The organism is Bacteroides graminisolvens DSM 19988 = JCM 15093, from assembly GCF_000428125.1.
In the GTDB taxonomy this organism is placed as follows: Bacteria; Bacteroidota; Bacteroidia; order Bacteroidales; family Bacteroidaceae; genus Bacteroides; species Bacteroides graminisolvens.
This window is the reverse complement of the sequence record NZ_ATZI01000001.1, coordinates 14,687-29,361: the sequence shown is the minus strand read 5'-3', so window position 1 is coordinate 29,361 and position 14,675 is coordinate 14,687. Positions and strand designations below refer to the sequence as shown.

Sequence of the window (14,675 nt, the reverse complement as noted above, 5' to 3'; positions counted from 1 at the left end):
ATAGAAGTCCGGCAGGGTGAAAGCTCTGCCGGACTTTTTTGTGTTCAATTCCCGGCAACGCGCGGTTACGTGCAATAAAAAAAGCGGCCCCCGAAGGAACCGCTTTTGTATATGAATCTAATAAGAATATTAGAGTTGAGGACCAGCAGCAACTAATGCTTTACCAGCATCGTTTCCTGTGAACTTAGCAAAGTTCTTGATGAAACGTCCTGCCAAGTCTTTTGCTTTTTCTTCCCATTGAGCTGCGTCAGCATACGTGTCGCGAGGATCAAGGATTTCAGTGTGAACACCAGGAAGTTCTGTTGGAACAACAAAGCTGAAGTAAGGCAGAGTCTTAGTAGGAGCTTTGTCAATAGAACCATCAAGGATAGCGTCAATAATACCACGTGTATCTTTGATAGAAATACGTTTTCCGCTACCGTTCCATCCTGTGTTAACCAAGTATGCGTGAGCACCAGATTTTTCCATCTTCTTCACTAACTCTTCAGCATATTTAGTTGGGTGCAATGACAAGAATGCAGCACCGAAGCAAGCAGAGAATGTAGGAGTTGGTTCAGTAATACCACGTTCTGTTCCGGCCAATTTAGCGGTGAAACCAGAAAGGAAGTAGTATTTAGTTTGCTCAGAGTTCAAGATTGAAACCGGAGGCAATACACCGAATGCGTCAGCAGAAAGGAAGATCACTTTCTTAGCAGCCGGACCTTTAGAAACCGGTTTAACGATGTTTGTAATATGATTAATCGGGTAAGAAACACGAGTGTTTTCTGTTGCGCTCTTATCGTTGAAGTCAATTTTGCCTTCAGCGTCAACAATTACGTTTTCAAGAAGAGCATCACGCTTGATAGCTGCGTAGATATCTGGTTCGGCTTCTTGGCTCAAGTTGATAACCTTAGCGTAGCAACCACCTTCGAAGTTGAATACACCTTCGTCATCCCATCCGTGCTCGTCGTCACCGATCAATAAACGTTTTGGGTCTGTAGACAAAGTAGTTTTACCTGTTCCTGACAAACCAAAGAAGATAGCAGTGTTTTCACCGTTAAGGTCAGTGTTTGCAGAGCAGTGCATAGAAGCCATACCTTGCAATGGAAGCAAGTAGTTCATGTAAGAGAACAAACCTTTCTTCATTTCACCACCATACCATGTGTTGATGATCACTTGTTCTTTGTGGGTCAAGTTGAATACGGTAGCTGTTTCAGAGTTTAAGCCCAATTCTTTGTAGTTTTCAACTTTCGTTTTAGAAGCATTGAAAGATACGAAATCGGGTTCGCCATAATTAGCTAATTCTTCCTCAGTTGGGCGAATGAACATATTTTTTACGAAATGTGCCTGCCAAGCTACTTCCATGATGAAGCGAACCTTGATGCGTGAGTTTTCGTTAGCTCCGCAGAATGTATCTATCACGAAAAGTTTCTTGTTTGAAAGTTGCTTAACAGCAATTTCCTTTAAAACGTTCCAAGTTTCGGTTGTAACAGGTTTATTATCGTTTTTGTATTCTTCTGAAGTCCACCAAACAGTATTTTCACTGGTTTCGTCTTTCACAAAGAATTTATCTTTGGGAGAACGACCTGTGTAAACGCCAGTCATAACGTTTACTGCACCCAGTTCGGTTACTTGTCCTTTTTCGTAACCCTGAAGACTTTCTTTGGTTTCTTCAGCGAATAATGTTTCGTAAGACGGGTTGTGCACGATTTCAACTGCACCTGTAATACCGTACTTGCTTAAATCTAAATTTGCCATTTTCTTTTGAATTAGTTAAATTGGTATTTTAATTATTGTCTCTTTTTACCTTTGCCTTACAAAAAGAAACGAATTCCGTCTCTTCCTTGTTAACCGATTACAAAAGTAATACTTTATTTGAAATAAAATAGCTTATTAAAGAAATTTTTCTTTAATTGTTTCAGTTTTATATATCCATAACAAAATATGCCACCTGAATGTTGCAGTTTGGAAATATATCAGTTACTTTGCACCGTATAAATACCGAATAAATAAAGCGAGGATATATGAAGATTATTAATTTTAATGAGTCAAATTCAGTTTTAAACCAATATGTGGCAGAGATTCGCAATGTGGAAGTACAGAACGATCGCTTGCGTTTTCGCCGGAACATTCAGCGCATAGGCGAAATAATGGCCTATGAAATAAGCAAAACGTTTTCTTATTCGGTGAAAGATATAAAGACTCCATTGGGAATTGCTCCGGTTAGTACGCCCGATAATCAATTGGTGATTAGTACCATATTACGTGCAGGTTTGCCTTTTCACCAGGGCTTTCTGAGCTATTTTGACGATGCCGAGAATGCATTTGTATCGGCATACAGAAAGTACAAGGATACACTTAAGTTTGATATTCACATTGAGTACATTGCTTCTCCGCGTATTGATGGCAAAACGTTGATCATAACAGATCCGATGTTGGCTACGGGCGGATCCATGGAATTGAGTTATCAGGCCATGTTGACTAAGGGGCATCCGGCAGAGATTCATGTGGCTTCGGTGATTGCCAGCCAAAAAGCGGTTGAATATATTGCCAGTGTGTTTCCCGAAGATAAAACAACGATATGGTGTGCAGCTATTGATCCTGAACTCAACAACCACTCTTATATTGTACCCGGCCTGGGCGATGCGGGCGACCTAGCTTATGGTGAGAAGGAGTAGTCGTTGAACTTCTTATTTCTTATTCTTTTGTATTCAGCATTGCCCATTTCTATTTTATAAGCGAAACTACCTTACACCTGCTGCATAATCTCCGATTTTTGTCAAGAGCAGGTTTATATATTATTAACTGTTAGAAAGGTTTTGCGAATTGCCGTGAACGGTTTGGTAAAACATAACCAGCTTTTTGAAAAAGATAACGGCCGATTTGAAAAAGATAACGAGCAATTTGAAATCATAAACCGTCTTTTGGTTCGGGAGAAACCGTCTCTTCGCCATCAGACGGTTTCTTATTGACCATTTGCTACCGTGCAAACCGGCATAAGCAACCGTCTCTTCCTAAAAATGAACCCAGATAAAACAAAAAAGGCAGAAGTTTGAGCTTCTGCCTTTACGCCTATATTAAATGGAATGTACTATAGGATTATGTTGACAAAGATAATACATTATATTGCCAAAGTCAAGCATTTCACCTATTTATTTCGGACTTTCTTATTTAACTTCCCAGATTTCGCCTTTCATCAAAAGCTCTTCCAGTGTGCGATCCTTTTTCTTTGATTTTACTTCTTCTATTTGTGCGTGAACGCATACATCGTAGCTGGGTGCTTCCACATCACGAATAACGCCCAATGCTATCGGGAAATCGGGACCTTCCATCAAGGCTAGTTTCAGGTGCAGGGTGTTATCTTGGCAATGTGCGTCGTGCACCAAGATGTCTTTCTCTGTTATTCCGTTCTCGCCAAGCTTCACAACTTTCAGTCCGAAACCTTCTTGCATGAGTCCCAATTCGTTGTTCTCTCCGAAAATCATTGGCTGACCGTGTTTTAAATAGATTGCATTCTTAGCACGATCGGCTTTTGTGGCTACCAATGATTGTGAACCGTCATTGAAAATAACGCAGTTTTGCAGCACTTCAACAACCGATGCGCCTTGGTGCTTGGCCGAGGCTACGAGTACTTCTACCGAGGCCGAGCTGTCAACATCTACACAACGGCCGAAAAAGCGTCCGCGTGCTCCGAATGTTAGTTCGGCCGGACAGAAAGGATCTTCTACCGTTCCGTAGGGTGATGATTTGGATACAAAACCACGCGGTGAAGTAGGTGAATATTGTCCTTTGGTAAGTCCGTAAATCTGGTTATTGAGCAATACGATGTTAACGTTTACATTACGACGAATGGCGTGAATGAAGTGGTTACCGCCAATGGCCAACGCATCACCATCGCCCGAGATTTGCCATACGCTCAGGTTAGGGTTTCCTACTTTTACGCCGGTAGCAATAGCTGCTGCACGTCCGTGAATGGTGTGAAACCCGTACGTATTCATATAATAAGGTAGGCGAGATGAGCAACCGATGCCCGAAATCACTGCCACATTATGGGGAGTAATATTCAGTTCTGCCATTGCTTTGTGAAGTGAGTTTAGTAAGGCGTGGTCACCACATCCGGGGCACCAACGTACGTACTGGTCACTTTTAAAATCTTTGGGAGTAAATGTTTGGTCACTCATATTATTTTTCCTCCATAATTTTAGTGAATTCTTCTACTAGTCTTAATACATTGAAAGGCTGACCTTTCACCCGGTTGAATTGATAAACATTCAGTCCGGGAACTTTGGCGCGCAGCAGTGTGGCAAACTGTCCCATGTTTTGTTCGGCCACAACCACTTTCTTGTATTTCTTAAGAATCTCTACTGTATTTTTGGGCAGCGGATTGATGTACTGGAAGTGTGCCAAAGCTACTTTCTTGCCTTGTTTCTGCATGGTTTCCAAAGCAGAGTAAAGGTGTCCGTATGTACCTCCCCATCCTACAATGAGCAGTTCGGCATCATCTTTATCGCCTAACACCTCTTGTTCGGGAATGCAATTGGCAATGTAGTCAATCTTTGCCTGACGGGTTAAGGTCATTTTCTGGTGATTGCTTGCATCAGTCGAAATGGCGCTGGTGTCGTAATCCTTTTCCAGTCCGCCCAAACGATGCTGGAATCCTTCTGTTCCCGGTATGGCCCAAGAGCGTACCATGGTTTCCAAGTCACGTTGGTAAGGTTTCCATCCTTCCTGCATTTCAGGAGTAACGTATGGAGGGTTGATTGCCGGATACTCTTTTAAGGAAGGAATCTTCCAAGCTGCCGAACCGTTAGCAATAAATCCGTCGGTTAGCAAAATAACGGGCGTCATGTGTTCCAACGCTATTTTTGAGGCCATGTAGGCTGAGTCAAAACAGTTTGTAGGCGAAGTAGCTGCTATAACAACCAGCGGACTTTCTCCGTTTCTTCCGTAAACAGCTTGCATCAAGTCGGTCTGTTCGCTCTTGGTTGGCAGTCCGGTTGAAGGGCCTCCGCGTTGCACATTCACAACAACAAGCGGAAGTTCTGCAATAACGGCCAGGTTAATGGCTTCACTCTTGAGACAAACGCCCGGACCCGATGTGCTTGTGGCGGCAAGGCAACCTGCAAATGAGGCACCAATGGCACTGCAACAGCCCGAAATTTCGTCTTCGCATTGTACCGTGATCACACCCAGCTCTTTTAATTTTGAAAGATTGTGCAGAATATCGGTAGCGGGCGTAATGGGGTATGAACCCAGGAAGAGTGGTATGCCCGCTTTTTCGGCTGCTGCTACCAATCCGTATGATGTGGCAAGGTTTCCGTTTACGTCCGTGTAGAATCCTTTGGCCTTATTCTCTTTGGGCTCCACCCGGTAGGTTGATACCGATGCATGCGTGTTATGCCCGTAATTATAACCGTCGGTCAGTACCTTTATATTGGCTTCTGCAATACTTGGCTTCTTGGAGAATTTATTTTGAAGCATGTGCATGGCATGTTCCAACGGTCTGTTGAAGAGCCAGCATACCAAACCCAGGGCAAACATGTTCTTGCAGCGAAGAGCAGCTTTGTTATCAAGTCCGCTGTCTTTCAGACTCTCTTTGCAGATAGATGAAATGGGAGCTTCAATAACCTGATTGTGAATATTGAGTTCGGCAAAGGGATTTTCAGTTGTATATTGAGCTTTTTCCAAATCCTTCTTTGCGAACGTATCGGTGTCAATGATAATAACTGATTGCGGGGTTAGGAATTTCACATTGGTTTTAAGCGCAGCGGGGTTCATTGCGACTAATACATCACATTTATCACCCGGGGTGAATACCTTTTTTGCGCCAATGTGTACCTGGAAGCCTGAGACTCCGCTTAAAGTCCCTTGCGGGGCACGAATTTCTGCCGGGAAATCAGGAAACGTGGAGATGTCATTTCCCAAAACGGCTGATAGATTAGAGAAAATGCTACCTGCTAACTGCATTCCGTCGCCGGAGTCACCGGAGAAACGAACTACAACTCTCTCTAAGTCCTTGATCGTCATTTCGTCTGCCATAATTATATAATTAGTTTTAGGGTTGTTTCTTGTTACCTTTGTGAAGTTATGTAGTAACAACAAGCTTATTTCTTTCCGCAAAGTTCGGAAAGTTATGTGACTTAACAAAATCTTTTGCTTTGAAACTGATATTTTGTGTTAAATAGAAGTGTTTTTCTTATAGTTTTGTCTTTTTACGGTCCTGTTTTTGGATGGATTGTTTTATAAACCTTTTCTAAACTCTACATATTGATAGGAGAAAGGGCGACTTTATGGCATACAATTACGTGGTCATGTTTGGCTAAATCAGTAAATAAGCTTATCTTTGCAGCCGATTATTGGGGCCTTGTAGTTCAACGGATAGAATAGAAGTTTCCTAAACTTTAGATAGGGGTTCGATTCCCCTCGAGGCTACATTCTTTTTTAAGTTTATCAGGTAGGGTTTTAACCTTACCTTTTTTTGTACCCAAGCAAAAAAAGAAGGCGTCCTCAAAAGGACGCCTTCTTTATATATAGGACAATAGTCAGTTCTTATTCAACTGTTTTATCAGCCTTCTTGTTCATCATCATATAAGCAATTGGCGAAGCAATGAATAATGATGAAAGAGTACCGATTACAACTCCCAGAATCATTGCGAACGCAAAGCTTCTGATAGAATCGCCACCCAGAACAAAGATACATACCAATACAATCAAAGTAGTTAATGATGTATTGATGGTACGAGCCAGCGTGGTGTTCAATGAGTCGTTAAACAAAACTGTTTTATTTCGTTTGGGGTACAGACCGAAGAACTCGCGCACACGGTCAAAGATTACCACCTTATCATTGATTGAGTAACCAATTGCAGTAAGGATTGCACCGATAAAGGTCTGGTCAATTTCCAGAGAGAATGGAACAATGCCCCACAATAACGAGTAGGCTCCGATAATCATAATGGTATCACTCGTCAAAGCAACAACAGAACCCACACTGTAGGCAATGTTACGGAAACGCAGCAAGATGTACAGACCGATTGCTACAAGTGATAATAATACAGACCAGAATGCCGATGTCTTGATGTCGTCAGCGATACTTGGACCTACTTTCTGAGAACTTACGATACTTCCACCTGTGTGGTTATCACGGTCGATGAATGTTTCAAGAGTGATGTCGTTAGTAAGTGCAGGCTTCAATGCTTCATACAGGTAAGCTTCAATTTCAGTATCTACAGAGTTTGAATCATCATCAATGCGGTAGTTGGTACTGATACGCACTGTTTTCTTATCTGTTCCAATGGCAATAACACTTACGTTAGCATCTCCGAATTTTTGTGAAATCAAACTACGAATCTGTTCGGGCTCTACTTGTTTTTCGAACTGAACTTTAAAGTTTCGTCCACCCGTGAAGTCAATACTCTGGCTCAATCCTCTGATAGCGAACGAACCGATACAGATAAGAAGAATTACCCCTGTGATGGTTAATGACTTCTTATTGTTGCCCATGAAGTTGATACGGGTAGCCACCAACAACTTCTTAGAAATATTGGATGTAAAGGTAAGGTTCAACAGTTTGTCTTTGTTCATGTAGTGTTCGTAAACTATGCGAGTCATGAACACAGCTGTAAAGAATGAAACCAAGATACCTATAATTAAAGTAGTAGCAAAACCACGAATAGGTCCGGTACCGAAATTAAACAGGATTACACCGGTAATGATAGATGTTAGGTTCGAGTCGAAGATAGCAGAGAAAGCATTTGAATATCCATCGGCCAACGCTTTTTTCACTCCCTTGCCGTTCTTTAATTCTTCTTTTGTTCTTTCATAAATAAGCACGTTCGCATCAACCGCCATACCCAGCGAGAGTACCATACCCGCAATTCCTGACATGGTAAGTGCAGCCTGGAAGGACGAGAGTATACCCAGTGTAAAGAAGAAGTTTAGAATCAACGCTCCGTTGGCAATCATTCCGGGAATGAATCCATAAATAATGCACATGAAGACCATCAGCAATACAAGTGCTACTGCAAATGAGAAGATACCTGCATTGATAGACTCTTGTCCCAATGACGGACCGATAATGTCTTCTTGTACAATGTGTGCGGGTGCCGGCATCTTACCAGACTTCAACACGTTAGCAAGGTCTTTTGCTTGTTCAGGAGTGAAGTGACCGGTAATTTGTGAACGTCCCCCTGTAATTTCAGAGTTAACGTTTGGAGCAGAATATACGTATCCGTCAAGAACAATGGCAATTGATTTACCAATGTTTTGTTTAGTCAACAAAGCCCATCTTCTGGCACCGTCTGTATTCATTTCCATGCTTACAGCAGGTTTTCCCCATTGGTCATATTCATCTTTAGCATCATTCACAACATCACCTTCCAAAGGTGCTTTGCCGTTTCTTTCAGTTGACTTGATTGCATATAACTCAAAAGTCTGTGCTTTAGGATCAAACTCAGCGGCAGACACACCCCATTTCAAGCGTAGCTCTTTAGGGAAGTCGTTAAGCACGGCTTGCATAGCAAAATATTTGTTGATTTCGGCTGTATCTTTGTAGTGTGCATAACCAACAATCGGGCCTTGGCCTGAAGTATTGAACTGAAGAATAGCCGCTAGCGGATGTTCTTTCTTAATTTGCTCTAGGTTGGCATTAGCCGTTGCATCTGTTGCTTTGTCGGTTCCTTTCAGGGCTGCAGCTAAACTGTCGGCAGCACTTTTGGTTTTTTGTGCAGCTACAGCCTCTACTTTAGGAGCTTGTTCAGTAATTGCAGAATCTGTTGCAAGCGTATCATTGGGCATAGGTTCGTTAGAAAGTATGCTTTTGATTTTGGCATCGGCTGATTGCAAATAAGGAATGATTTCTTTGGCATCATATGTTTCCCAGAATTCGAGATTGGCAGAACCTTGAAGAAGTTTTCTCACACGTTCGGGCTCTTTAATACCGGGAAGCTCAACCATGATGCGTCCCATCTTGTCTTCCAGACTCTGGATGTTAGGCTGAACAACACCAAAACGGTCAATACGGGTACGAAGTACGTTGTATGAGTTATCAACTGCGGCTTTTACTTCTTCTCTTAATACTTTTTCAACTTCAGCATCAGAAGATTTTTGGTTAACCTTGTCTTTTAATTGCTGTGTAGCAAATAATTCTGCGAGTTTTGCGTTTGGTGCCAGTTTGCGATACTCCTTAACAAACGAAGTAATGAAGTCATCTTGACTGGTTGCCTGTAACTTTGTAGCTGATGCCAACGCTTTGTTGAAAGCTTCGTCTTGTTTGTTGTCAGCCAACGCTTTAACTACATCGGCTACAGAAACTTCCAATATCACGTTCATACCACCTTTCAAATCAAGCCCTAAGCTGATCTCCATTTCACGACACTGTTTCAGCGTGTAGTTTTTCAACCATACTTTCTCATTTGATAGCGAGTCAAGGTAGTTTTGCTCCAGCTTCACGTCTCCTTTCGCATACTCCTTTGCCTTATTGGTGTAGTAGCGGGTAACGAAGGAGAAAGAGAGATAGAACACACATACCAATGTGAGTAAAATCGCAAAAACCTTAACAAATCCTTTGTTTTGCATTGTACTTTTAATTTATAGATTACTTTTTATATTAATTTCCATTGTATATAAGGCTGCAAATATAGCTTTTTTTTCACATTAAGGTATATCTGGGGGTAAATATTTGGTTTAGGAAGGCTAATTTACCGCTTTTTTTTCTTCTTCTGATAGCGTTCTGATTGTCTTTATCACTTATTTTAAATAGAAAATTGTGTCGGTTTAATAGTTGGCAGGTAAATAAATTAAGCCTCCGGAATGCAATTGATTCCAGAGGCTTAATCTCTTAATGATATATTCTTTGATTATTTCATTCCGCGGTTTTTCAGCATCGCATCGAGCTTAGGCTCTGCTCCTCTGAAGTTTTTATAAAGAGTCATTGGGTCTTCGCTATTGCCTTTCTCCAGTACGTTACTTCTGAATAAGGAAGCCGTCTTCTGATCGAATATGCCGTGTTCTTTAAAAGCTTCAAAGGCATCTGAATCTAATACATTTGCCCATAGGTAGCTATAATATCCGGCTGCATATCCTCCTATAATATGGTTGAAATAGGTAGTGCGGTAGCGGGGAGCAATTTCGGTAATTAAACCTAACTTGTTCATAGCTTCTGTTTCATAAGCCACCACATCGAGTCCTTTTACGTCTTTGAGGTTATGCAGGTTCATGTCTAGTATAGCCGCCGCTAAAAGCTCGGTGGTCATGAAACCTTGGTTAAATGTTTTTTGCTTTAAAAGTTTGTTGATCAAAGAATCGGGCATGCTTTCGCCTGTTTTATAATGCTTAGCATACATCTTCAACACTTCGGGTTCTGTAGCCCAATGTTCCATGATTTGTGAAGGAAGCTCAACGAAGTCTCTTACAACATTAGTTCCTGATATCCCGGCATAGTTACATTTGGTAAGAAGACCGTGTAGACCGTGTCCAAATTCGTGGAAAAGGGTTTCCACTTCGTCAAGTGTTAGCAAAGAGGGCGTATCACCTACCGGTTTGGTAAAGCTACCTACGTTGCATACCAGCGGGCGGATGTTGCCGTGTTGTTCTCTGTAGTTGCTCATCCATGCACCCCCACTCTTGCCTGGGCGTGGGAAATAATCAACGTAAAATACGCCCAAATGTGAACCGTCAGCGTCTTTTACCTCAAATACTTCCACATCGGGGTGGTATACAGGGATGTTTTTCAACGGTGTTAACGTGATGCCATAAAGTTTATGGGCTACATCGAAGGCACCTTGACGAACATTTTCCAGTTTAAAGTAGGGTTTGGTTTCTTCTTCATCCAGGTTGTATTTCTCTTTACGCAGTTTCTCTGTGTAGTACCACCAATCCCATGCTTCCAGCTTTTCATTCTTTCCTTCTTTGTCCATCAGCTTTTGCAGCTCGGCTGCTTCTTCTTTTGCTTTAGGAAGTGAATATTGCCACAAATTATTCAAGAAAGCCATTACTGTTTCTGAGTTTTTGGCCATGGTATTGTCGAGCACAAAGTTTGAATAGCAGTCGAAACCAAGTAATTGTGCTTTCTCCAAACGCAGACTTACAATTTGAGTGATAATCTTCTTATTATCGTTTTTGTCATTGTTATTTCCTCTGTTTATATAAGCCTTATACATTTTCTCACGCAAAGCTCTGTTTTCTGCGTATTGCAAGAAAGGCAGGCGACTGGCATTATGTAAAGTGAAAAGCCATTTTCCTTCTTTGCCATCTGCTTTAGCCTCCTGAGCAGCACTTTCACAAAACCAATCGGGCAAACCAGCCAGATCTTCTTTCTTATCGACAACGAGTTTGAATGAGTTGTTTTCGTTCAAAATGTTATTGCTGAAAGTAATGCCAAGGGTTGATAATTCTTTGTTTATCTCTCTTAAGCGTGCCTGTTTCTGGTTGTCGAGGTTAGCTCCGGATCTCACGAAACTTTTGTATGTTTCATCCAGAAGTCGACTTTGCTCTGTAGTGAGTTTAGCAGTTTCTTTTTTCTGATATACTGCATTTACTTTCTTGAAGAGAGCCTGATTCAGGTAAATATTGTCATTGTGTTCAGAAAGAACAGGTGCAATCTTTATGGATAATTGAGTTAGTTCATCAGTGGTTTCTGCATCGGTCATGTTGAAGAAGATGGCACTGACTCTCGATAGTATCGGATCGCTGTTATCGAGTGCTACAATTGTATTCTCAAAATCGGGCTCTTGCTTGTTATCAATAATAGCCTGAATGTTTTGGTTTTGTTCTTCAATACCTTTTTTGAAGGCAGGTTCATAGTGCTCAATCTTTATTTTGTCAAAAGGCGGAGCACCAAACTCGGTTTTGAATTCCGAGAAGAAAGGATTGCTATCTGTTGAGGTAGCGCATGAGTACATCATAAAACATGTTGTTAAAATGAATACTGTTTTCTTAATTGTCATAGTTATTGCTTTTTATAGTTATTCTTTAGATATATAGCACCAAATGGGGTAGTGATCGGATTCTTTTATGGACCGATCTACAGTACAATTATATGCTTTCAAATTCTTACTTAGCAATATGTTGTCAATGCGAAAAAAGAATTTGTTTTGGTTGTAAGACACACCGAAGCCTCTTCCCGACTCAGTAAAGGCATCGTTTAAATTACGCGCAATGATTCTGTGGACGTAAGAAATAGGAGTGTCATTGAAGTCACCACAAACAATAACATATTTATGCTGCGAACTGTTTATCTCCTCTTCAATGGCTCTTGCCTGCGGAGCACGTATGGCAGATGCTTCTGCTAATTTCTTGATTAATTGTCGCAGTCCGTTTTTTACTTTGTCTGCTTCGGGTGATTTAATCATCTCTTCGTAGATAACTTTGTCTTCTTTGGTCAGCTTATTTGACTCCAGATGGTTGTTGATTAGTGTGACTGTGTCTTGATCTATTTTTATCTCATAGTTTACCGACCCGTTGTATGAGCTTTCGTAATGAAGGACTCTTGAACTCAATATAGGATATTTCGAATAACAGGCTATTTTGTTGGAGCTGCTTTTTTCTCCGACGTTTAGTATATTCTTATATTTATATTCTTTCAGTGCTCTATCAATCATTCGTTGCGTAAGCAAACTCCGATCTGTTGTTGCGTTATACTCCTGCAAACAAATAATGTCGGCCTCGCTGTCTTTTAAGTAATTGAGTATCTTGTTTTCTCCTTCTTCCAGTCTCAATCCGTTGAACCCCATGACATTATAAGATAACAGTTTAATGCTTTTAGGAGGAATGGAGTCCGACTGAAAATTAATAGGCATGTAGGTTCTTATTTGGGGGTAACAGAATAGAAAGCCCACTAAAGGAAGAATTGCAAATTTGTATTTCACTATAAGCCAAAAGAATAGGAAACAACTGTTCACTAAGATGAATATGGGGAAAGTAAGTCCTAAACAAGATTCAATAGGATGTACATCGGGCGTAATATGCGGACTATATGCCGAGAGCCATAAAAGAGCAATGAAGAGCAAGTTTATGGCTAGAATAAGATAGGATACGTATTTTCCTATGTGCTTCATCCTTTATCTTTTACTGGCATCAAATAATTTTTTCTTTTCTTCCGTAGTCAGACTATCGTAGCCCGACTTTTTGAGCTTATCCAAAATCTGATCTACTTCATCTGATTGTGCTTTCTTATTTGCGTTGTAATCGTAATCTTGTTTACGTCCGTAATGCACTTTCATTTTAGGTTTTCGTTTACTTGCACTGAAAGGCTGCTGAATTTTGTCGATAAGAAAGTTGATCCAGAAAGAAATATCTGTCCCTCTTTTTAAGGAAGCTGCAAACCATATACCGGCCAATGCTCCTCCTAAATGTGCGAGATGTCCCCCTCCATTATCAGATGTAATAAAGAGAAGGTCTGTCAATACAACAAATAAAGCGATGTATTTTAAGCGGACGGTTCCAATAAAAAGTAAGTTTATCGGGTAGTTGGGCTCTCTGTAAGCGGTAGCAAGAACAATGGCTAATACAGAAGCCGATGCTCCTACCATGTTTGAAAAAGGTATCAGTTCACGAAAATAGGGGAAGATGTTGTAAGATGCGATATAAAAAAGTCCTCCCAGAAGTCCTCCCAATATATAAAGCCCTCTTAAGTGCTTGGATGAAAAGAAAATCAGAAAGAGTTTGCCAAACCAGTAAAGCCATAACATGTTGAACAGAATGTGAAAAAAATCAGCATGCATGAACATATAAGTAAGTATAGACCATGGTTTTACCAGCAGATTATCCAAAGAAGCCGGCAGAGCTAAAGCGTCAAATATACCACTAATCTCAACCTTGAATAAACGGAAAACGACAGTCAAGAGCGTTATTGCTACAAATAATGCAACATTAATAAAGATAAGTTTGGCAGTAACGTCTCCTCTTTTATAGAAATCTTTTATTTCAGAAATAAGTTGTCCCATTGCGATCTTTTTTCTTCCAGTACAAAATAAATAATAATCCAAACAGCATTCCTCCCAAATGAGCAAAATGTGCTACATTATCATTGGGGTTGTTTGCAAATCCTGAATATAGCTCAATTAACGCATATCCTGCAACAAAGAATTTTGCTTTAATGGGGAAGGGCAATGGAAAAATAAACAAAGACTGATTGGGATAGGTCATTCCAAATGCCAGCAAAATAGCGTATACGGCACCAGAGGCCCCTACCGTTCTCATCAAATTCAAGTTTGGGATAATAGCCGTGCCAATATTAACACTGTTGTATGCAGAAAGTGTCATTTCATATTCTATGAATTGAACCACTTCTTGAATAAGTCCGGCGCCAACACCGCATGCTATATAGTAAAAAAGAAATCTTTTAGGTCCCCAGGTCTCTTCAAGTATTTGTCCGAACATCCAGACTGCAAACATGTTAAAGAAAAGATGGCTGAAGCCTCCGTGGAGAAACATATAACTGAATAGTTGTACCACGTTAAAGTGATCGGCCATAAAGAAATGCAGTCCTAGGTAGTCACTCAAATCTATTCCATAACTTTCGGCAACAATTCCTCCAAAGAAGAATAATAGGTTGATTATTATAATGTTTTTGGTTATTGTAGGCATCATTTTTAGCTCTTTAAATCGGATTCTTACTATTACATTCGGCAACAAAAATACGAATTAATTCTGTTCTATAGCAGTTTTTTAAAATCCTATTTATTCTTTTTCAATCTTTT

9 protein-coding genes and 1 tRNA gene are annotated in these 14,675 nt (G+C 40.7%); 2 read left to right on the top strand and 8 right to left on the bottom strand.

The genetic code is table 11. The annotated features are described in order from the left end of the window. Positions 1–129: 129 nt before the first annotated feature. Positions 130–1,737, bottom strand: a complete 1,608-nt coding sequence (gene pckA / locus C511_RS0100115; RefSeq protein WP_024996064.1) for a phosphoenolpyruvate carboxykinase (ATP) — start codon at positions 1,735–1,737, stop codon at positions 130–132. Between the two features lie 266 nt (positions 1,738–2,003). On the opposite strand from pckA, the gene upp reads away from it, so the two are divergent. Next, the gene (gene upp, locus C511_RS0100110; protein WP_024996065.1) at positions 2,004–2,657 is read left to right on the top strand and encodes a uracil phosphoribosyltransferase; all 654 of its coding nucleotides are present in this window, start codon (positions 2,004–2,006) and stop codon (positions 2,655–2,657) included. 489 nt (positions 2,658–3,146) lie between these two features. On the opposite strand, the gene C511_RS0100100 is transcribed toward upp, so the two are convergent. Then, positions 3,147–4,160 (bottom strand): 2-oxoacid:ferredoxin oxidoreductase subunit beta, encoded by a 1,014-nt coding sequence (locus C511_RS0100100; protein WP_024996066.1) that lies wholly within the window; start codon positions 4,158–4,160, stop codon positions 3,147–3,149. 1 nt (position 4,161) lies between these two features. Beyond that, a complete protein-coding gene (locus C511_RS0100095) occupies positions 4,162–6,018 on the bottom strand; it encodes a 2-oxoacid:acceptor oxidoreductase subunit alpha (RefSeq protein ID WP_027317619.1) in 1,857 nt (618 codons plus the stop codon). A gap of 321 nt (positions 6,019–6,339) precedes the next feature. Here C511_RS0100095 and C511_RS0100090 point away from each other — a divergent pair. After that, positions 6,340–6,411 (top strand) — tRNA-Arg (locus tag C511_RS0100090). 117 nt (positions 6,412–6,528) lie between these two features. Here C511_RS0100090 and secDF read toward each other — a convergent pair. The 5 genes from secDF to C511_RS0100065 form a co-directional block, all read right to left on the bottom strand. Next, positions 6,529–9,552 carry a protein translocase subunit SecDF gene (gene secDF, locus C511_RS0100085; protein ID WP_024996067.1) on the bottom strand — a complete coding sequence of 1,008 codons (3,024 nt, stop codon included), beginning with the start codon at positions 9,550–9,552 and terminating at the stop codon, positions 6,529–6,531. A 281-nt stretch (positions 9,553–9,833) separates the two neighbouring features. After that, the gene (locus C511_RS0100080) at positions 9,834–11,921 is read right to left on the bottom strand and encodes a M3 family metallopeptidase (RefSeq protein WP_024996068.1); all 2,088 of its coding nucleotides are present in this window, start codon (positions 11,919–11,921) and stop codon (positions 9,834–9,836) included. Between the two features lie 18 nt (positions 11,922–11,939). Next, positions 11,940–13,031, bottom strand: coding sequence for an endonuclease/exonuclease/phosphatase family protein (locus tag C511_RS0100075; protein ID WP_024996069.1), 1,092 nt, complete (start codon positions 13,029–13,031; stop codon positions 11,940–11,942). A gap of 3 nt (positions 13,032–13,034) precedes the next feature. Continuing rightward, positions 13,035–13,919 (bottom strand): rhomboid family intramembrane serine protease, encoded by an 885-nt coding sequence (locus C511_RS0100070; protein WP_024996070.1) that lies wholly within the window; start codon positions 13,917–13,919, stop codon positions 13,035–13,037. Further along, a complete protein-coding gene (locus tag C511_RS0100065) occupies positions 13,900–14,562 on the bottom strand; it encodes a rhomboid family intramembrane serine protease (protein ID WP_024996071.1) in 663 nt (220 codons plus the stop codon). The genes C511_RS0100070 and C511_RS0100065 overlap by 20 nt, the downstream gene beginning before the upstream one ends. Positions 14,563–14,675: the final 113 nt, after the last annotated feature.

Coding starts and splice junctions, on each gene's coding strand:
- C511_RS0100065 (WP_024996071.1), bottom strand. CDS start 14,562: ATGCCTACAATAACCAAAAACATTATAATAATCAACCTATTATTCTTC.
- C511_RS0100095 (WP_027317619.1), bottom strand. CDS start 6,018: ATGGCAGACGAAATGACGATCAAGGACTTAGAGAGAGTTGTAGTTCGT.
- C511_RS0100100 (WP_024996066.1), bottom strand. CDS start 4,160: ATGAGTGACCAAACATTTACTCCCAAAGATTTTAAAAGTGACCAGTAC.
- pckA (WP_024996064.1), bottom strand. CDS start 1,737: ATGGCAAATTTAGATTTAAGCAAGTACGGTATTACAGGTGCAGTTGAA.
- C511_RS0100070 (WP_024996070.1), bottom strand. CDS start 13,919: ATGGGACAACTTATTTCTGAAATAAAAGATTTCTATAAAAGAGGAGAC.
- upp (WP_024996065.1), top strand. CDS start 2,004: ATGAAGATTATTAATTTTAATGAGTCAAATTCAGTTTTAAACCAATAT.
- C511_RS0100080 (WP_024996068.1), bottom strand. CDS start 11,921: ATGACAATTAAGAAAACAGTATTCATTTTAACAACATGTTTTATGATG.
- C511_RS0100075 (WP_024996069.1), bottom strand. CDS start 13,031: ATGAAGCACATAGGAAAATACGTATCCTATCTTATTCTAGCCATAAAC.
- secDF (WP_024996067.1), bottom strand. CDS start 9,552: ATGCAAAACAAAGGATTTGTTAAGGTTTTTGCGATTTTACTCACATTG.